The organism is Neptuniibacter sp. QD37_6, assembly GCF_047778085.1.
In the GTDB taxonomy this organism is placed as follows: domain Bacteria; phylum Pseudomonadota; class Gammaproteobacteria; order Pseudomonadales; family Balneatricaceae; genus Neptuniibacter.
The window spans coordinates 414,515-433,737 of the sequence record NZ_CP180550.1 but is presented as its reverse complement, the minus strand read 5'-3'; the positions used below and the strand labels follow the sequence as shown (position 1 = coordinate 433,737).

Here is a 19,223-nt window from a genome sequence, read left to right as displayed (position 1 = left end):
TAGACCGAATCCTCAGAAGCAGTATAGATACAAGGACGAATAAGCAGCAAGTTTATTAGTTTCGATGGCAGCCAAGGACAACTAAGGACAACTAAGGACAACTAAGGACAACTAAGGACAACTAAGGACAACTAAGGACAACTAAGGACAACTAAGGACAACTAAGGACAACTAAGGACAACTAAGGACAACTAAGGACAACTAAGGACAACTAAGGACTGCGTATCAGTGTGCGTTCTTCGCTAAAGCATGACCAGCCTTTAGATTACCCGCCCACATTTGATATTTGCTCTGCTTGCCTAGCTGCACTATAAACACGGTTGTAAACGAAAAAACCCCGATCACATCGTGACCGGGGTTTTCTCTTAATTAAATGCTTGGCGATGACCTACTCTCACATGGGGAAGCCCCACACTACCATCGGCGATGTTGCGTTTCACGTCTGAGTTCGGGATGGATTCAGGTGGTTCCACAACTCTATGGTCGCCAAGCAAAACTGTTACAACTTAGATCTGATTCTTCTTTTATTTGATCTAGATAGTTCTTCGACTGTAGCTTAACTACGCGCTAATTCGTTACTCTCTATCGTCTTACATATCTTACAAGTCACTTGCCAAACGCCTTGGGCGTTATATGGTCAAGCCTCACGGGCAATTAGTATTGGTTAGCTCAACGCCTCACAGCGCTTCCACACCCAACCTATCAACGTCGTAGTCTTCAACGGCCCTTTAGGGGAATCAAGTTCCCAGTGAGATCTCATCTTGAAGGAGGCTTCCCGCTTAGATGCTTTCAGCGGTTATCCCGTCCGAACGTAGCTACCCGGCAATGCAATTGGCATCACAACCGGTACACCAGAGGTTCGTTCACTCCGGTCCTCTCGTACTAGGAGCAACTCTTCTCAAATCTCAAACGCCCACGGCAGATAGGGACCGAACTGTCTCACGACGTTCTAAACCCAGCTCGCGTACCACTTTAAATGGCGAACAGCCATACCCTTGGGACCGGCTTCAGCCCCAGGATGTGATGAGCCGACATCGAGGTGCCAAACACCGCCGTCGATGTGAACTCTTGGGCGGTATCAGCCTGTTATCCCCGGAGTACCTTTTATCCGTTGAGCGATGGCCCTTCCATACAGAACCACCGGATCACTAGAACCTACTTTCGTACCTGCTCGACGTGTCTGTCTCGCAGTCAAGCACCCTTCTACTCTTGCGCTCATTGCATGATTTCCGACCATGCTGAGGGTACCTTCGTGCTCCTCCGTTACTCTTTGGGAGGAGACCGCCCCAGTCAAACTACCCACCACACAATGTCCCCGATCCCGCTTAGGGAACTGGGTTAGAACCTCAACATTACCAGGCTGGTATTTCAAAGGTGGCTCCACCCTATCTGGCGACAGGGTTTCAAAGCCTCCCAGCTATTCTACACAAGTAATGTCAAAGTCCACTGTGAAGCTGTAGTAAAGGTTCACGGGGTCTTTCCGTCTAGCCGCGGGTAAACTGCATCTTAACAGCTATTTCAATTTCACTGAGTCTCGGGTGGAGACAGTGTGGCCATCGTTACGCCATTCGTGCAGGTCGGAACTTACCCGACAAGGAATTTCGCTACCTTAGGACCGTTATAGTTACGGCCGCCGTTTACCGGGGCTTCGATCAAGAGCTTCGCGCAAGCGCTAACCCCATCAATTAACCTTCCGGCACCGGGCAGGCGTCACACCCTATACGTCCTCTTTCGAGTTTGCAGAGTGCTATGTTTTTAATAAACAGTCGCAGCCACCTGGTATCTTCGACCGGCCTCAGCTTAGGGAGCAAGTCCCATCACCAAAACCGGCGCACCTTCTCCCGAAGTTACGGTGCCATTTTGCCTAGTTCCTTCACCCGAGTTTTCTCATACGCCTTAGTATTCTCTACCTGACCACCTGTGTCGGTTTAGGGTACGGTTAGTCATAACCTGAAGCTTAGAGGATTTTCCTGGAAGCATGGCATCAACTACTTCAGTCCATAAAGGACCTCGTCATCGATTCTCGGTCTTAAAAGAGCCCGGATTTACCTAAGCTCTAAACCTACTATCTTAAACGCGGACAACCAACGCCGCGCTAGCCTAGCCTTCTCCGTCCCCCCATCGCAGTTATGAGCAGTACAGGAATATTAACCTGTTTCCCATCGGATACGCTCTTCAGCCTCTCCTTAGGGGCCGACTCACCCTACCTCGAATAGCGTTGGATAGGAACCCTTGGTCTTCCGGCGGGGAGGGTTTTCACCTCCCTTATCGTTACTCATGTCAGCATTCGCACTTCTGATACCTCCACGGTGCCTTACAGCTTCCGCTTCAACAGCTTACAGAACGCTCCTCTACCATGCACAAAGTGCATCCGTAGCTTCGGTGTTATGCTTAGCCCCGTTATATCTTCCGCGCGGGCCGACTCGACTAGTGAGCTATTACGCTTTCTTTAAAGGGTGGCTGCTTCTAAGCCAACCTCCTAGCTGTCTAAGCCTTCCCACATCGTTTCCCACTTAGCATAAACTTTGGGACCTTAGCTGACGGTCTGGGTTGTTTCCCTTTCCACGACGGACGTTAGCACCCGCCGTGTGTCTCCCGTGATTGAACTCATGGGTATTCGGAGTTTGCATCGGGTTGGTAAGTCGGGATGACCCCCTAGCCGAAACAGTGCTCTACCCCCCATGGTTAGACACGAGGCACTACCTAAATAGTTTTCGAGGAGAACCAGCTATCTCCGAGTTTGATTAGCCTTTCACTCCTATCCACAAGTCATCCGCTGGCTTTTCAACGACAGTCGGTTCGGTCCTCCAATGCATGTTACTGCATCTTCAACCTGCCCATGGATAGATCACTCGGTTTCGGGTCTACTCCTAGCGACTGGACGCCCTATTAAGACTCGGTTTCCCTACGGCTCCGCAAATGCTTAACCTTGCCACTAAAAGTAAGTCGCTGACCCATTATACAAAAGGTACGCAGTCACCGTCCGAAAACGGCTCCCACTGCTTGTACGTACACGGTTTCAGGGTCTATTTCACTCCCCTCACAGGGGTTCTTTTCGCCTTTCCCTCACGGTACTGGTTCACTATCGGTCAGTCAGGAGTATTTAGCCTTGGAGGATGGTCCCCCCATATTCAGACAGCGTTTCACGTGTGCCGTCCTACTCGATTTCACTTTAAAAGACCTTTCACATACGGGGCTATCACCCACTATGGCCACACTTTCCAGAGTGTTCTGTTAAATCTAATAAAGCTTAAGGGCTGGTCCCCGTTCGCTCGCCGCTACTTAGGGAATCTCGGTTGATTTCTTTTCCTCTGGGTACTTAGATGTTTCAGTTCCCCAGGTTCGCCTCTAATAACCTATGTATTCAGTTAAAAGATACCTATAAATAGGTGGGTTTCCCCATTCGGAAATGTCCGGATCAAAGGTTGTTTACCACCTCCCCGAACCTTATCGCAGGTTACAACGTCCTTCATCGCCTCTGACTGCCAAGGCATCCACCGTGCACGCTTAGTCACTTGACCATATAACCCGAAGGCGTCTGGAATCACAGTAACTTGTATTGCTAGTAACGATAGATTTCGCCGAATTGGCGCATGCAGTAAAACTACATGTCTTAAATCTAAATCAAATGAATCAAATCCAAATTGTTAAAGAGCGTTTAAAGCAAAAAAGCTTTAAAAGATAATGTCAAAACCGACAATATGTTTTAAAACTCTTCCTTTCTCATCCACAAGGATGATGGTGGAGCTATGCGGGATCGAACCGCAGACCTCCTGCGTGCAAAGCAGGCGCTCTCCCAGCTGAGCTATAGCCCCAAGAAAAACAGTAAGGCTATTGATTGGTAGGCCTGAGTGGACTTGAACCACCGACCTCACCCTTATCAGGGGTGCGCTCTAACCAGCTGAGCTACAAGCCTACACCGTTGCTCTTAACTTCTCTGATCAGATAATTCGTGTGAACGCTTGCCGAGAATCGGCTTTCGTTTAAGGAGGTGATCCAGCCCCAGGTTCCCCTAGGGCTACCTTGTTACGACTTCACCCCAGTCATGAACCACACCGTGGTAACCGCCCTCCCGAAGGTTAAGCTAGCTACTTCTGGTGCAATCCACTCCCATGGTGTGACGGGCGGTGTGTACAAGGCCCGGGAACGTATTCACCGCGACATTCTGATTCGCGATTACTAGCGATTCCGACTTCATGGAGTCGAGTTGCAGACTCCAATCCGGACTACGACCGGTTTTCTGAGATTAGCTTACCCTCGCAGGTTCGCGGCCCTCTGTACCGGCCATTGTAGCACGTGTGTAGCCCAACTCGTAAGGGCCATGATGACTTGACGTCGTCCCCACCTTCCTCCGGTTTGTCACCGGCAGTCTCCTTAGAGTTCCCACCCGAAGTGCTGGCAAATAAGGACAAGGGTTGCGCTCGTTACGGGACTTAACCCAACATTTCACAACACGAGCTGACGACAGCCATGCAGCACCTGTCTCAGAGTTCCCGAAGGCACGAAACTATCTCTAGTAACTTCTCTGGATGTCAAGAGTTGGTAAGGTTCTTCGCGTTGCGTCGAATTAAACCACATGCTCCACCGCTTGTGCGGGCCCCCGTCAATTCATTTGAGTTTTAACCTTGCGGCCGTACTCCCCAGGCGGTCTACTTATCGCGTTAGCTGCGCCACTAAAAGATCAAGTCTCCCAACGGCTAGTAGACATCGTTTACGGCGTGGACTACCAGGGTATCTAATCCTGTTTGCTCCCCACGCTTTCGCACCTCAGTGTCAGTATCGGTCCAGGTAGTCGCCTTCGCCACTGGTGTTCCTTCCTATATCTACGCATTTCACCGCTACACAGGAAATTCCACTACCCTCTACCGTACTCTAGATTGGCAGTATCAGGTGCAGTTCCAAGGTTGAGCCCTGGGCTTTCACATCTGACTGACCAATCCACCTACGCGCGCTTTACGCCCAGTAATTCCGATTAACGCTCGCACCCTCCGTATTACCGCGGCTGCTGGCACGGAGTTAGCCGGTGCTTCTTCTGCAGTTAACGTCACAGCTAGCAGGTATTAACTACTAACCTTTCCTCACTGCTGAAAGTGCTTTACAACCCTAGGGCCTTCTTCACACACGCGGCATGGCTGCATCAGGCTTGCGCCCATTGTGCAATATTCCCCACTGCTGCCTCCCGTAGGAGTCTGGACCGTGTCTCAGTTCCAGTGTGGCTGATCATCCTCTCAGACCAGCTAGAGATCGTCGCCTTGGTGAGCCATTACCTCACCAACTAGCTAATCTCACGCAGGCTCATCCAATAGTGCAAGGTCCGAAGATCCCCTGCTTTCCCCCGTAGGGCGTATGCGGTATTAGACCAAATTTCTCTGGCTTATCCCCCGCTACTGGGTAGATTCCTACGCGTTACTCACCCGTCCGCCACTCGTCATCAACTAGCAAGCTAGTCATGTTACCGTTCGACTTGCATGTGTTAGGCCTGCCGCCAGCGTTCAATCTGAGCCATGATCAAACTCTTCAGTTTAAATCATTTGTGTTACCAGGAATGTGGTAACGGGCTCTAGTACTAAACAACCGGATAACATTCTTAAGAACGTTAAACCTTTGTAAATCGCTTTAAATGAATTCACTTGGTTGCTTGTCTAGAAAAAGTTTGCTTCTTCTCAACAAGCGCCCACACGAATTATCTGATCAAATTGTTAAAGAGCGTTGCTTTTTTGACGCTCAACACCACGTGCTGTTCGTCTCAAGCGAGGCGCATATTCTACTGCGCGCTCATTCAAAGTCAACCGTTTATTTTGCAATTTTGTAAAAAGTTTTTACTCAGCAACCGGACTTTGAATCCTACTCCGTAAGCAATCTTAAAAACCAATGTTTTCAACCACTTACCAAGCACCTCACTCAGCTCTGCAGCCCCTTAAAAAGCGGCCTCCCTAAGCAAGGACGGCGAATTCTACAGACATCTGAAAAAGGGTCAACACCCAATCTTAAAAAAAGTGTAAAAAGTTGTAAAAAACTTACAAAACGACACAAAACGATCTAAGACTGATCAGGTATGATTGTTACTTATACAACAACAAGAAAGGCGCTTACAACATTGCTCAAGCGCCTTTCAGTTTCGGAGTATTTTATAGCTTATTCAGCCACTACACCGGTATATAGTTTAGTGGAATCACTGTGCCCCACAGAATTACGGAAGCAACGATAATACCCACTAGAGTACAGAGACCCACTGTTAGAATAGATGTTGAAAACAGAAAGGCTCTTTCTTCAGGAATTTTCATTATCACAGGTACACCTATGTAAAGTAGGTAGACCGTGTAACATACAGCGAATAATCCAACAGTGACATTGAACCACAGTAATGGATAGAGCGCTGACAACCCTGCTAAGAACATTGGAGTCGCCGTGTAAGTTGCTAGCGACAGACAATCGTCAAATGACACGTTGCCGCCATAGTTCTTCTCCATCCAGTGAATGGCCCATGTTATAAACCCAACTCCAACCCACATTGCAAAGTAAAATGCGATTGCAGCAGGCAAGGCGCTCATAGCATCCAGTTTTACATACTCAGATCCCGCAATGCTCCAACCCACCTGAGTTGTCCCGATGAACATTGAGATAGCTGGTATCGCAGCCAGAATACTAATTTGTTGCATATAAATATGCGACGCGCTGTAGTGCTCTTTTCTTATTTGCCCCCATTCTTCTTTTGGGTGGTACATTATTCCCATCATATGCTGAATAAACATGATGCATCCCCTCGTTTAATTTAGGTGCAGCACCAATCCATTAGCGCTACATCAATTAACTTCTTGCTTCATTACTGAGTTTCTCTCCATTTCCACAGGTTTCAGGAATTTTAAGTCTTAACCGTTGCCGCTTTTCACACCATGTAGTGATCTACAAGTAATGCTACAAACAGCAACATGATGTAATTAATACTGTATTTAAAAAGTAACATGGGTGACTCACCAGGTTCTGTCCACAAGCAAGTAACCCTATATAGAAATTTAACATTCAGTGCCAACACCAATAACAGATAGAACGCACCACTCATTCCCGTCATAACTGGGAATAACGTTGTTGCCACCATTAACAAGCTATACAGCAGAATCTGCAAACGCGTATACGGAACACCATGGGTCACTGGCAGCATTGGGATACCAGCTTTTGCATAGTCTTCTTTACGAGCAATACATAGCGCCCAAAAGTGTGGAGGTGTCCAAGCAAAGATAATAAGCACAAGTAACAATGCATTAGGTTCTATCGAACCTGTTACAGCTGTCCAGCCTAATAGTGGTGGCGCAGCACCTGCTATACCGCCTATTACAATATTCTGTGGTGTCGCTCTTTTCAGCCATACAGTATAGACCACCGCATAACCCATTAACGCAGCCACAGTGAGCCATGCTGTCAGCGCATTAACCCAAAAGACCAAAATAGCTATTCCTGAGACACCAAGAGCAGCGGCGAATAATAGTGCTTGTAGCGGACTTAACTTGCCTTGGGGTAAAGGTCTTCTTTTCGTCCGAGCCATTTTTTCATCGATCTTACGATCCATGATGTGATTGACCGCTGCTGCAGAACCTGCTGCCATTCCAATCCCAATGAGGCCTAAAATGACATTACTGATCGGTGGAATTTCCTGCACTGCCAGAAACATACCTACAGCAGCAGTTATCAGCATAACGACAACAACCTTCGGCTTACATAACACTAGATAATCTCGCCAAGAAACCTCTTCTGTACCAATATTCACTAATTCTTGGTTATCCATGATTCACCTCTACAGTCCGTAGCCGCAGCTCATAAATTTTTAACAGAACCAACAATAATCCAACCGCCACTGCATGGTGCCCAATCGCCAACAGATTAGGCACTGCATAAATAGCGTTTAATCCACCCAGCAATATCTGGATCGATAACAAGGCTAACAACCCATATAGCCAACTTCGCATATATATCTGTCGATGCAACTTAACCACTAGCCCAACACACACGATCAAAACTACCAGCGCACCGATTCTATGCCCCTGCTGAATTGCTACACGAGCATCTAACGGCAGCAATCCACCTTGATAATTTGGGCCAATAGTTTCCGTAAGATTAAAACCTCTCGTAAAGTCACTGCTGGCATCCTCGCCCATGCTACAACTCAGCCAATGACCACAAGCTGGCCCTGCATAGTTTGAGCTGGTCCAACCACCCAACACTATCTGCAGCAACAAAGCAGCCAAAGCATACTTGATCCACTTACTGCATTTAGTCTTTTGCTTTTTCACTCCAGCCATCAATGTTTTCACTTTGCTTCTGAGGACATATACACCTGTTAACGTCAGCACTCCCCCTAACAGATGCAAAGTCACTACTGGCGGGTAAAGCTTTAATGTGACCGTCCACATTCCAAATACAGCCTGCACTGTCACTAACAAGAGCAAGCCATAACTTAAATAAACCGGATATGTTTGCACGCGCCTTAATCTATTGGCGCAAAAAGCCAAAGCCGCTATGACTAGACCTAAAGTTCCCGCTAAATAACGATGCCCCATCTCTAGTGCTGTTTTACCAAGCTCTATTGGTGTATCAGGGTAAATAACCTGTGCTTCAGTCAAAGCTACTTGATCAGTAGGCATCACCATATAGCCATAACACCCAGGCCAGTCAGGGCAGCTTAGTCCCGCATGGTTAATTCGAGTCCACGCTCCTAACAACACAACGCAGAGCGCAAGCACTAATGCCACATTACTCAACCGCCATATCAGCTTTAACATTAATTCCCCCGTGGCTTATCCAATCCGGGACATTTTCAACAGCTTGCGCAGATCTTTAAGAATCAGACTCGGCTCATCTGATAAGGTATATCGCAGAACCATATTGCCTAATGGGTCGACGACCCATATTGCCGTTCCTAACTTTCCAAACTCATTCCTATCTAGCGTGGTTGCGCTCATACCCACTTGCAACAACTTCACCCGATCTTGCTCCTTACCTAGTGCTGTGTGCAGATTGCTAAGCACCTTTGACCATTGCTCGCAACGCTCAACACAATCATCTTGCTTAGTTAACAACAATTGCCACTTACGCTGTTTCAGCTCACTCCCAACCAAGTTCAGATCATTAATGTGCTTATCAGAAAACAAAGTACCTGAATGAACCCGTTGTTCTGGAATCATCACCCCCGTGAAAAACATAAAAGAAGCTATCAGCATGGGCACAAAGCCAACCGCCCAAACAAGCCAAAAACTAAACCTGTTCATATATGGCCTCCTTTCTTATTTTTAGAGCGCTCCAAATCAATAAACACAACAACGCAAATGCCATAGCGAACCATTGAAATGCATAACCTAAATGTTTCTCAGGCTTCATATTCTCTACTGGCCAATTTAGATCTAAACCGGAAAGTAGCGGCTCCGTTAGCCTTAATTCCAACGCATCAATACTTGTAACTAACCGAGACGATATTTTTTCCACATCCAATTGCTGAATTACCTTAGGCCACTGATCTTCAGCTAGATCATCACCTGATAAAGCAAAACCTTTTTCAATAACCCTAACGCTGCCACTAATCGTTTGCTGACCTTCGGGTAAAACAACCTCAGGTTTAATTCCTCGATTCAGCGACGCTAACACCCAACCAAGATTCACCAATACATTTCGACCGCTATCCGCAGTAAACAGAGCAACGACTTCATAACCAGCGCGCCCTTTGCGGACACGATTATCTAAAAGAAAGTACCGCTCTCGATCAAACACTCCCTTAAGGATAACCGCGTTATAACTCCCTCTTGTCATCTCTTGCTCCAACGGCAATGCCTTACTTGGTATAGCTTGTTGCCAGCTATCCAGTAACTCTTGCTTCTGCTCAGCTCGGTCCAACTGCCAAAACCCCAATCCGATCAGTAATGGCAGCAATACAATCCCAGATATCCACAACATCCACTTGAAGGCTGAACCACTCTGAACTTTACTCATAGTTACCTACACCAAGGACAGCTATCAGGTACTCCACATGTCGTTAAAGTTGCTTTTACTACTTCTTTTTATTGCCGTTCTCATCAGTTTATTTTCCGGTCTCTACTTCTTAGTAAGAGATCAAGGCCAATCTCATCGAACTGTTAACTCGCTTTTCTTTAGGGTCACCTTTAGCGTCATGATCATCGCGGTACTTATTTACGGCTTCTATACCGGTGAGATTGTTCCTCACGGGCTTTAATCGACTACAAGATATAAACAAATAGAAACAAGCCGACCCATACCACATCGACAAAGTGCCAATACCAAGCCACCGCTTCAAAGCCAAAATGCTTTTCTGAACTGAAATGCCCTTTGAGTACTCGTAACCAAATAATAATCAACATCAGCGTGCCTAAAGTGACATGCAGACCATGAAAACCAGTGAGAATAAAAAAGGTCGCCCCGTAGATACCGGCATTAAGCGTTAAGCCTAATTCGTTGTAAGCAAGTACATACTCATAAGCTTGAAAGTAAAGAAACACACTGCCCAGTAAGATAGTTACAGCTAGCCAAAACACTACGCGAGATCTTTGATCCAATTTAAGTGCTTTATGCGCAAGGGTGACTGTAAAACTCGATGCGATCAGTAAAATGGTATTGAAAAGTGGTATATGCCAAGGATCGATTACCTCTTTAGGACCCGGAAAAGCATTTTGATCTGGTGTCACCATCAAAGGCCACTGTGCCTCAAAGCCTTCCCACAGCATGTTAGAAACACCTTTATCACCTTCACCACCCAGCCAAGGCACTGCTAACGTCCTGACATAAAATAAAGTGCCAAAGAATGCAGCAAAGAACATAACCTCAGAAAAGATAAACCAGCTCATCCCCCAGCGGAATGAGCGATCCATTTGTGGGCTGTATAAACCTTCACCACTTTCATGGATAACGTTGCTAAACCAGCCCAATAAAATAAGCCCCATTCCCAATGCACCGGCTAATAGAAGAATTAAACCGGCTCCACCAGCCTCTTCTGCGGTAAAGCTATTGATTAAGCTACCTGCACCGTAAGCCATAAAGAACAAAGCGATCGATGCTAAAATAGGCCAACGACTTTGTTCTGGCACATAGTAAGTTTGAGTACTCATAGAGAGTTCCTCCTCGCAGACAAATTCACTTCCGCTTCTGGTGTGATATCAAATAGGGTGTATGAGAGCGTTACTGTTTTTATGTGCTTAGGAAGCTCTGGCGCGATAGAAACAACCAGCGGCATCGCCTTTAATTCTTTCGCCTTTAGCGGCTGCCGTTCGAAACAGAAACAATTAATCTTTTGCACATAAGGCGCAGCCTCTGAAGGTGAAACCGAAGGGACTGCTTGCGCAATCATGAAGTTATCGGTCAAATTGCGCGCTTTATAGGCTGTTTGATACATTTCCCCAGGCGACAAGATGATAGAAGCCTTTTCTGGTTTAAATCGCCAAGGCATAGATTCGTTGTTAATAGCCACCAGCTGCAATTTTATCTGTCGACTGTTATCCACAACCAAACTAGGTTCCGCAGCAACCAAATCCACTTTGCCATTTAGCCCCGTGATATCACAAAACACGTCATATAGAGGTACCAACGCGAAGCCAAACCCAAACATAATCAGGGTTCCACTTAACAGTGATAGCACTGTTTTCTTATGTCGTTGCTCTGCCATAACAACCTCTCAAAAGTGCTGTTATTTCACCTCTGGCGGTGTACTAAAGCTGTGATAAGGAGCAGGGGATGGTAGGGTCCACTCTAAACCGTGAGACCCTTCCCAAACTTCCGCACTGGCCTGCTTACCCTTACGAATACAGCTCACAATGTTATAAAGGAAAATTAGTTGCGATAGCCCAAAGATAAACGCACCTACTGAAGCCACCGCATTGAAATCGGCAAACTGAAGTGCATAGTCAGGTATACGACGTGGCATACCCGCTAAACCGATAAAGTGCATAGGAAAAAAGGTGATATTCACCCCGATAAAACTACACCAGAAATGCACTTTACCCATGGTTTCGTTGTAATAATTGCCGCACCACTTAGGTAACCAATAATACGCTCCTGCCATAATGGCAAAGACCGCACCAGGTACTAAGACATAGTGGAAATGGGCAACTACAAAGTACGTGTCGTGGTATTGAAAATCGACTGGAGCGATCGCCAACATCAAGCCTGAAAAGCCACCAATGGTGAAAAGCACCACAAATGCGAGTGCAAATAGCATCGGCGTTTCGAACGTCATAGAGCCACGAAACATCGTCGCGACCCAATTAAAGACTTTAACCCCTGTAGGCACGGCAATCAGCATAGTTGTGAACATAAAGAACAATTCACCAGCCAAAGGTAGGCCGACTGTAAACATGTGATGCGCCCAAACGATGAAGGATAGAATGGCTATAGAAGCTGTGGCATAAACCATCGAGGTATAACCAAACAGCTTCTTCCTTGCGAAAGTCGGAATGATCTCACTGACAATACCGAAAGCAGGCAAGATCATGATGTATACCTCAGGATGACCAAAGAACCAGAATACATGCTGGAATAACACTGGATCTCCACCCCCAGCAGCATCAAAAAAGCTGGTTCCGAAGTGAATATCCATCAACATCATTGTGACCACACCTGCCAATACCGGCATAACAGCAATCAATAAAAATGCCGTAATTAACCAAGTCCAAACGAAGAGTGGCAACTTCATCATGGTCATACCCGGCGCACGCATATTGAGTATGGTGGCAATGATATTGATCGCACCCATAATCGAGCTAATCCCCATCATGTGAACGGCGAAGATAAAGAAAGTCACACTAGGCGGTGCATAGGTAGTTGATAAAGGCGCATAGAATGTCCAACCAAAATTTGGTGCACCGCCATCCATGAATAGAGTCGACAGCATCATCGCGAAAGCGAAAGGTAGAATCCAAAAGCTCCAATTATTCATTCTTGGCAGCGCCATATCTGGAGCACCAACCATGATAGGAATCATCCAGTTGGCTAAGCCAACAAACGCCGGCATGACCGCACCAAAGACCATGATTAAGCCATGCATGGTGGTCATCTGATTAAAGAAGTCCGGCTGAATGAGCTGCAACCCTGGCTGAAATAGCTCAGTTCGAATGAGCAATGCCATACATCCGCCAGTAAGGAACATTAAGAAGCTAAACCAGAGATAGAGAGTTCCAATATCTTTATGATTGGTTGTGAATAACCAACGACCTATACCGGTAGCCGGACCATGATGATGAGAAGCTGCAACCGTATCCATGACCCCTCCTACTCTTTCAACTCAGCAATCTGCGCCGGTGTAACTAGATCGCCCACCTTATTACCCCAAGCATTTCGCTCATAAGTAATTACAGCAGCCAGTTCTACAGCCGACAGTTGATCTCTGTATGCCTGCATCGCCGTACCTTTTTTGCCGTTAAGTACAATATCGATATGAGGCCCCGACTCTCCCAAAGCTATTGGACTGTTTTTCAAAGCTGGGAAGGCACCTGGAATCCCCTCACCATTGGCTTGGTGGCAGGCTAAGCAGTTTTTGTTATAAACCGCTTCTCCGGTTTCCATCAGCTCAGCAAGGTTCCAATCTTTTTGCCCTTCAGCCGCTTTTTCTTGATCTGCTTGCCTAACTTCAGCAAGCCAAGCTTCGTATTCTTCTGGTGTCTTTACTTCGACAACAATTGGCATAAAACCATGGTCTTTACCGCACAATTCTGCACACTGCCCGCGATAAACACCGGGCTTATCCACAATAGTCCATGCTTCATTTATAAAACCGGGGATTGCATCCTTTTTCACTGCAAGATCAGGCACCCACCAGGAATGAATCACGTCATTTGCGGTCAGTAAAAAGCGTACTTTTTTACCTGCAGGAATCACCAAAGGGTTATCCACTTCTAGTAGATAATGTTCGCCTTTAGCTGCTTTATTATTTATCTGCTCTCGGGAGGTAGAGAGACTGGAGAAGAAATCGATATCTTCCGCTAGGTATTGATATCGCCATTTCCACTGATAACCTGTGATCTGAATATCAACTTCAGATTCTGAGTTATCGTACATTTTGATTAAGGTTGCCGTTGCAGGAACAGCCATGGCAATCAAGATAACGAAGGGAATTAAAGTCCAAGCAATTTCGACAACAAGGCTTTCATGGAAGTTGTGCGCTTTTGCTCCTTTGGACTTACGATGATAGATCACCGACCAGAGCATCACACCGAAAACAACGACACCAATAGCCACACAGATCCAGAAAATGATCATGTGCAGTTCGTAGACCTCTTGACTGATTTCGGTAACACCTCGGGTGAGATTTACTTCCCAATCAGCCTGGAGATTATTAGCAAACAATAACAGCGCAATATATCCCGATATTGTTTTTATCATTGCAGCCCCCTTTGCTTTACACGCAAAAGAGCCTGTCAGAAACCTCTCACTAAGGGCGTTGTACTTCTATTTCAACGTCGGTAGCGACAGGGTTCGGGCAGGCTCTCTTTCCGCCTGGACTCCGTCCTATCATTTCCGACCAATCCGCTTGGTTGTTAACTGCAAGTATAGCAGCGATGAAAATTTTGCAAGGACGTTATAAGCAGTTATTAACGTCAAACTTTATCCACCAGCATAAAGGCACCACTCATCATCGCTATAATGAAGAGTATAAAGATTACCGTATAAACAAGTGTTTTAAGGGGGCGACAATTACAAGGGAAGGGTTTCATAATAACCTCCTTCTACAAGGGCTATTATGAGGTATAGCAGAAAAACGGCCCCTTAAAGGAGCCGTTAAATAAATCTAAAATGCTTTTACCTGACGCTTAGGCCGCAGGTTTCTGCTTAGTTTTGCGCATCAACCACAATACTGGCCCAGACACCGCATAAGCTAGGAATAAAATCCATAAGAATGCTGGCGGGCTAATTGAGATAATACCTACAGCTAAGACAATACCCGCTAAGATCAAGAAAGGTACTTTCTCTTTTAGGCTGACATCTTTAAAGCTGTAATAAAATACATTACTCACCATCAAAACACCGACCAAAGCAACAAACGCAGCAATCAAATAAACATAAGCCGATCCATCTATTTCATACTCGGTCGCAGCCCACACTAAACCAGCCACTGCAGCCGCCGCTGCTGGGCTAGGCAATCCAATAAAGTAACGCTTATCTGTCGAACCAATTTGGGTATTGAAGCGGGCAAGTCTTAAAGCTGCTCCTGCGACATAGATAAATGCAGCAAACCAGCCTAGTTTGCCAATATCATCCAACACCCAGGAGAAAACCACGAGTGAAGGCGCTACACCAAAGGAAACCATATCAGCTAGTGAGTCATACTCCGCACCAAATGCACTGGAAGTATTGGTCATACGTGCTACTCGACCATCAAGCCCATCCAGTACCATCGAAACAAAGATCGCTATTGCGGCATTTTCAAAGTGCCCATTCATACTCGCAACAATTGCATAGAACCCTGAAAACAATGCCCCTGTCGTAAATAAATTAGGCAGCAGGTAGATCCCGCGGCTACGAGGCTTTATCGGTTCTTGATTATCTTGATTTTGCGGCTCATTCATCGCGATTTTTTATATTCCATACAATAGAGAAACCTCATTCTACTGTGACCAGCGTCAGGATGCCATTTCTAGAGATCTAGATGATCCTGATCTAATAGAATTCTATCCACAAATTTAGTTAGCAACGCATTTGATTGAGGCGTTTCTTGTGCAGTCGCTAGCACCTGATCAAGGTGATCATCTCCATCTGTGTATTTATCTTTGTAAAAGGTCAGTCGCTCAACCAAGATTCGTTTACCAACTTCCGGATGAAATTGAAAAGCCCAGAACGGCTTATCTTTTAACCTAAATGCGTGGATACATTGCTCAGTGTAAGCAAGGGAAGCACAATTTTTCGGCAATGTTTTGGCGTACTGTTTGTGTACAGAAACGGCATAAAAGTTGTCTGGGGTATCGCGAAATATTGGATCCTGCCAAACACTGTGATCAAGCGATATAGGTATTGTACCCATCTCAAAATCTTTCTCTCGATGCAGGATCTCACCACCAAGCGCCAAGACCGCCAGTTGAAAACCAAAGCAGGAGGCAAACACTGGCTTATCTATTTGCGCGCAACGTAAAATTAGCTGCTGACACTGATCTACAAATGGGTAGATATCTGGGAACAGTACATTAGCTTCACTGGCACCGCCGACCAACAAAGCGTCGTAGTTATCAGCAGCAGTCTCAGGAAAGGCCGGGGTATCAAATACATTAAGCACATCGAATTGTTCGATATTAAGCCCGCAGTATTCAGCAAAGCTCTCCAATTCTTCCCTGCGAACTTGATCTTCATCTCTAATTTGAAGCAGTAATAACTTAAGCTGGTCCCGACTTTTCACCATGTTGTCCGTCCATACCAATACTTTATCCTAGTACTATAAAAACATCGCCTCGATGTCACAACTTGGCCGCTGTCCTATCGCACTGAAGTTTGATCCAATCCACTGTTCTGCTGCATTTCGTCCCTTTTCCTTGAGACCCAAAAGAAATTCCTGCCGGGTGTCATATTTACTGGCCTGTTCCAGACTAGATAGCACTTCACCGGATTCAATCAGATGAAAACGTAGCGCCTTGAATCGTCGCTCCAGACTACTGATACTGAAAAACTTATCTTTAGCCTGCTGTCGGGTATAGCTGATCGCTTGAGGGTTGAGATCCTCTTCAAGCAAACGATCTAAAACGCCCCAAGCAAATGCCCCGTGAGCACCACCACCCTGTAATGCCAAATTCAATGACTTCGTCATACGCACCTCCTGTTGCCTTTGTGCATCGCACAATAACAACATAGAAAATAACATAGAAATATGACAAAACTGAACAAAAAACAGGCAGCTCGACTCCTATTAGATTAAAAAATGGCATAAAATAAGAGAAACATTCGAAAAAGTGCAACAGTATGGATATCAAACAGCTCAAACAATTCGTTCACTTAGCCGAAACCTTGCACTTTGGCCGAGCAAGCGAAGCTTCTTACATCAGTCCTTCAGCACTAAGCAGGAGTATTAAACAGCTGGAAGAAGAAGTCGGCACAGATCTGTTTGAACGAGACAACCGCAGTGTTGCCCTGACGGCAGAAGGCAAGATTTTCTTAGATTATGCCCGCGATTCCCTAGGTCAGTGGGATATGGTGCGCACCCAATTGATGGAAAGATCAGGGGAGCTTCAAGGCGAAATCAGTATGTATTGCTCGGTTACAGCCAGCTACAGCTTCTTGTTCGACATCCTGAGTGAGTTCCGTACCGACTACCCCAAAATCGAGATCAAGTTACACACAGGGGATCATGAACACGCTATATCTCGAATACTGTCAGGAGATGAAGACTTTGCTATTAGCGCAAAACCTGACACTTTACCGGCGGGAATTGCATTTAAGACGATTGCCATCTCTCCCCTGCTTTTTATAGCGCCAAAACAGGGACTACAAGGTCAAGATAAGCCGCCGGTTCGACCAGATAACTCCACACCGATGATCCTATCCGAAGCAGGCTTAGCTCGTAAAAGGGTCGATCGCTGGTTTAAAGATCAAGATATAAAACCGATCATCTATGCCCAAGTATCAGGTAACGAAGCTATTGTGAGTATGGTGAGTCTAGGGTTTGGAATAGGGGTTGTACCTGAGATTGTTCTGCAAAACAGTCCACTAGCAAACAGTGTGGAAGTACTCGATATTACCCCTAAACTCAAAGCCTATGAGGTTGGGATAGTAACCTTAGAGAAAAAACTTAAGAATCCGCTGATCAACGCCTTTTGGTCACAGCTAACTCAATCCACATAATCACTTTTTGAACGGTATCATCAGCATTCCGCGCAAACGGCAGGAGGTGTCTGGATCGTTAAATTCGTTTAATCCGATCTCAACACCTACTTGGCCTTTAGCGGGTTTATCGATATACGTCATGCAGATTCTGTCCCAACAAGATAGCGCAAAGCCATAATTACTATCCGTCTCACTTGGAATTTTTGAGTGGTGCACTCGATGCATATCCGGGGTAACAAATAGCCAACGAATCACCCTATCTAATAGTTTAGGCAGTTGGATATTCGAGTGATTAAACATAGCTGAAGCGTTAAGCAACACTTCAAATAAGATCACTGCAACCACCGCCGGCCCCAGAAACAGCACCATCAACATTTTAATCAACATCGACAGGACAATTTCAATTGGGTGAAATCTAGCCCCCGTGGTCACATCAAGATCTGGATCCGCATGATGCATGCGGTGAACACGCCATAGCAGAGGAACTTTATGAAAGAGAACATGCTGTGCATATATAAAGAAATCCAGCAGTACTACTGCTAACAAGACCTCCAACCAAATAGGTACATCCAACCAGACAAAAAGCCCAAACCCTTTGGCCTGCGCATATCCAGCGACGCCAACAGCAGCTAAAGGAAACATAACTCTTAGTAGCAAACTATTAAGCACAACCAAACCCAGATTAGATCGCCAACGAAGCCATTTCTTTTGCAGTAAAGGTCGGAAAGGTTTGTATAACTCCCAGCAGGCCATCACAGTGAACACACCGAAGAAACAGCTTAAGCGCACTATCGGTTCATTCGCTAACAACCATGCTGGAAAATTCACTAGGTACTTTCTCTTCCTAAATTTAATCTTCCGGCATTAAAGCGGCGATTTCTGGCAACACAAATGGACGGCCTCTTTCATTTAATGCCGTTCCAATGACTAGCGCTTCAAGCGCTACCTTTTCATCTGACAATCGAACCACACGCTGGCGGAAACCAAACTTAACTTTACTCACCCGCTCGACGCTTACTTCAACGACAAAGCGATCGCCACTGGTTAAGGAATTTTTATAGTCCATTTCAGCACGAACAACGACCAGGTGAATTTTATCTTCGGTCAACTTAGCAAAGTCGATCCCATTGTCTAAAAGATATTCATGCCTCGCATGCTCTAAATAATTGAAGTAAACGCCATTGTTTACGATGCCTTGCAAATCACATTCGTAATCACGCACTTTAAATTCCAATCGAAACATCATGCTTTATTCCTTTCTATTATCAGAACTCACGGCTGATTAAACGTCCAAAAATATCAATAAATCAATCAGCCTTCTGAGCTATATCATTCAAATACAGCTATAACTATTACTAGACTATGCAGATCATACACATTGTACACGCCTAATAATCTAGAACCGTTAGTATTTACTTTTTGTACGTGAA

At 45.8% G+C, this 19,223-nt stretch carries 16 protein-coding genes, 2 tRNA genes and 3 rRNA genes; 2 read left to right on the top strand and 19 right to left on the bottom strand.

Annotated elements, in window-relative coordinates:
- Positions 1–375 precede the first annotated feature (375 nt).
- The 10 genes from rrf to ACMXYO_RS01870 form a co-directional block, all read right to left on the bottom strand.
- Positions 376–491, bottom strand: a 5S ribosomal RNA gene (rrf, locus tag ACMXYO_RS01915).
- 142 nt (positions 492–633) lie between these two features.
- Positions 634–3,521, bottom strand: a 23S ribosomal RNA gene (locus ACMXYO_RS01910).
- 218 nt (positions 3,522–3,739) lie between these two features.
- Positions 3,740–3,815 (bottom strand) — tRNA-Ala (locus tag ACMXYO_RS01905).
- Between the two features lie 24 nt (positions 3,816–3,839).
- Positions 3,840–3,916 (bottom strand) — tRNA-Ile (locus ACMXYO_RS01900).
- A gap of 68 nt (positions 3,917–3,984) precedes the next feature.
- Positions 3,985–5,524, bottom strand: a 16S ribosomal RNA gene (locus ACMXYO_RS01895).
- The 16S, 23S and 5S rRNA genes sit together here with 2 tRNA genes alongside, the layout of an rRNA operon.
- Before the next feature lie 622 nt (positions 5,525–6,146).
- Positions 6,147–6,752, bottom strand: coding sequence for a Yip1 family protein (locus ACMXYO_RS01890; protein ID WP_415886768.1), 606 nt, complete (start codon positions 6,750–6,752; stop codon positions 6,147–6,149).
- 134 nt (positions 6,753–6,886) lie between these two features.
- Positions 6,887–7,780: a heme o synthase gene (gene cyoE / locus ACMXYO_RS01885; protein ID WP_415886766.1), complete on the bottom strand. Its 894-nt coding sequence runs from the start codon at positions 7,778–7,780 to the stop codon at positions 6,887–6,889.
- Entirely contained in the window at positions 7,773–8,774 is a 1,002-nt protein-coding gene (locus ACMXYO_RS01880; RefSeq protein ID WP_415886765.1) for a COX15/CtaA family protein, read from the bottom strand. Before ACMXYO_RS01880 ends, cyoE begins: the two co-directional genes overlap by 8 nt.
- A 15-nt stretch (positions 8,775–8,789) precedes the next feature.
- Positions 8,790–9,260, bottom strand: coding sequence for a hypothetical protein (locus ACMXYO_RS01875; protein WP_415886764.1), 471 nt, complete (start codon positions 9,258–9,260; stop codon positions 8,790–8,792).
- Positions 9,247–9,975 (bottom strand): SURF1 family protein, encoded by a 729-nt coding sequence (locus ACMXYO_RS01870; RefSeq protein ID WP_415886763.1) that lies wholly within the window; start codon positions 9,973–9,975, stop codon positions 9,247–9,249. Before ACMXYO_RS01870 ends, ACMXYO_RS01875 begins: the two co-directional genes overlap by 14 nt.
- Positions 9,976–10,012: 37 nt before the next feature.
- Between ACMXYO_RS01870 and ACMXYO_RS01865 the strand changes: the two genes are divergently transcribed.
- On the top strand, positions 10,013–10,216 hold the full coding sequence (locus ACMXYO_RS01865) for a twin transmembrane helix small protein (protein ID WP_415886762.1): 204 nt from the start codon (positions 10,013–10,015) through the stop codon (positions 10,214–10,216).
- Positions 10,217–10,220: 4 nt separating this feature from the next.
- Here ACMXYO_RS01865 and ACMXYO_RS01860 read toward each other — a convergent pair whose 3' ends face one another.
- The 7 genes from ACMXYO_RS01860 to ACMXYO_RS01830 all read right to left on the bottom strand — a co-directional run bounded on the left by ACMXYO_RS01860 (position 10,221) and on the right by ACMXYO_RS01830 (position 16,780).
- A complete protein-coding gene (locus tag ACMXYO_RS01860; RefSeq protein WP_415886760.1) occupies positions 10,221–11,105 on the bottom strand; it encodes a cytochrome c oxidase subunit 3 in 885 nt (294 codons plus the stop codon).
- Positions 11,102–11,659 (bottom strand): cytochrome c oxidase assembly protein, encoded by a 558-nt coding sequence (locus ACMXYO_RS01855; RefSeq protein ID WP_415886758.1) that lies wholly within the window; start codon positions 11,657–11,659, stop codon positions 11,102–11,104. The genes ACMXYO_RS01860 and ACMXYO_RS01855 overlap by 4 nt, the downstream gene beginning before the upstream one ends.
- 21 nt (positions 11,660–11,680) lie before the next feature.
- Positions 11,681–13,252, bottom strand: coding sequence for a cytochrome c oxidase subunit I (ctaD, locus tag ACMXYO_RS01850; protein WP_415886757.1), 1,572 nt, complete (start codon positions 13,250–13,252; stop codon positions 11,681–11,683).
- Positions 13,253–13,260: 8 nt separating this feature from the next.
- Complete coding sequence (gene coxB, locus ACMXYO_RS01845; protein ID WP_415886756.1) at positions 13,261–14,370, bottom strand: cytochrome c oxidase subunit II; 1,110 nt, start codon at positions 14,368–14,370, stop codon at positions 13,261–13,263.
- Between the two features lie 428 nt (positions 14,371–14,798).
- Positions 14,799–15,554 (bottom strand): CDP-diacylglycerol--serine O-phosphatidyltransferase, encoded by a 756-nt coding sequence (gene pssA / locus ACMXYO_RS01840; RefSeq protein ID WP_415886755.1) that lies wholly within the window; start codon positions 15,552–15,554, stop codon positions 14,799–14,801.
- A gap of 68 nt (positions 15,555–15,622) precedes the next feature.
- Entirely contained in the window at positions 15,623–16,378 is a 756-nt protein-coding gene (locus ACMXYO_RS01835; RefSeq protein WP_415886754.1) for a type 1 glutamine amidotransferase, read from the bottom strand.
- Between the two features lie 33 nt (positions 16,379–16,411).
- Complete coding sequence (locus ACMXYO_RS01830; RefSeq protein ID WP_415888127.1) at positions 16,412–16,780, bottom strand: hypothetical protein; 369 nt, start codon at positions 16,778–16,780, stop codon at positions 16,412–16,414.
- A gap of 152 nt (positions 16,781–16,932) precedes the next feature.
- Here ACMXYO_RS01830 and ilvY point away from each other — a divergent pair, with 152 nt between their 5' ends.
- Positions 16,933–17,811 carry an HTH-type transcriptional activator IlvY gene (gene ilvY / locus ACMXYO_RS01825; protein WP_415886753.1) on the top strand — a complete coding sequence of 293 codons (879 nt, stop codon included), beginning with the start codon at positions 16,933–16,935 and terminating at the stop codon, positions 17,809–17,811.
- On the opposite strand, the gene ACMXYO_RS01820 is transcribed toward ilvY, so the two are convergent.
- Both ACMXYO_RS01820 and ACMXYO_RS01815 read right to left on the bottom strand, forming a co-directional pair.
- Positions 17,812–18,621, bottom strand: a complete 810-nt coding sequence (locus tag ACMXYO_RS01820; RefSeq protein ID WP_415886752.1) for a sterol desaturase family protein — start codon at positions 18,619–18,621, stop codon at positions 17,812–17,814.
- Between the two features lie 22 nt (positions 18,622–18,643).
- Positions 18,644–19,039, bottom strand: a complete 396-nt coding sequence (locus tag ACMXYO_RS01815) for an acyl-CoA thioesterase (RefSeq protein ID WP_415886751.1) — start codon at positions 19,037–19,039, stop codon at positions 18,644–18,646.
- Positions 19,040–19,223: the final 184 nt, after the last annotated feature.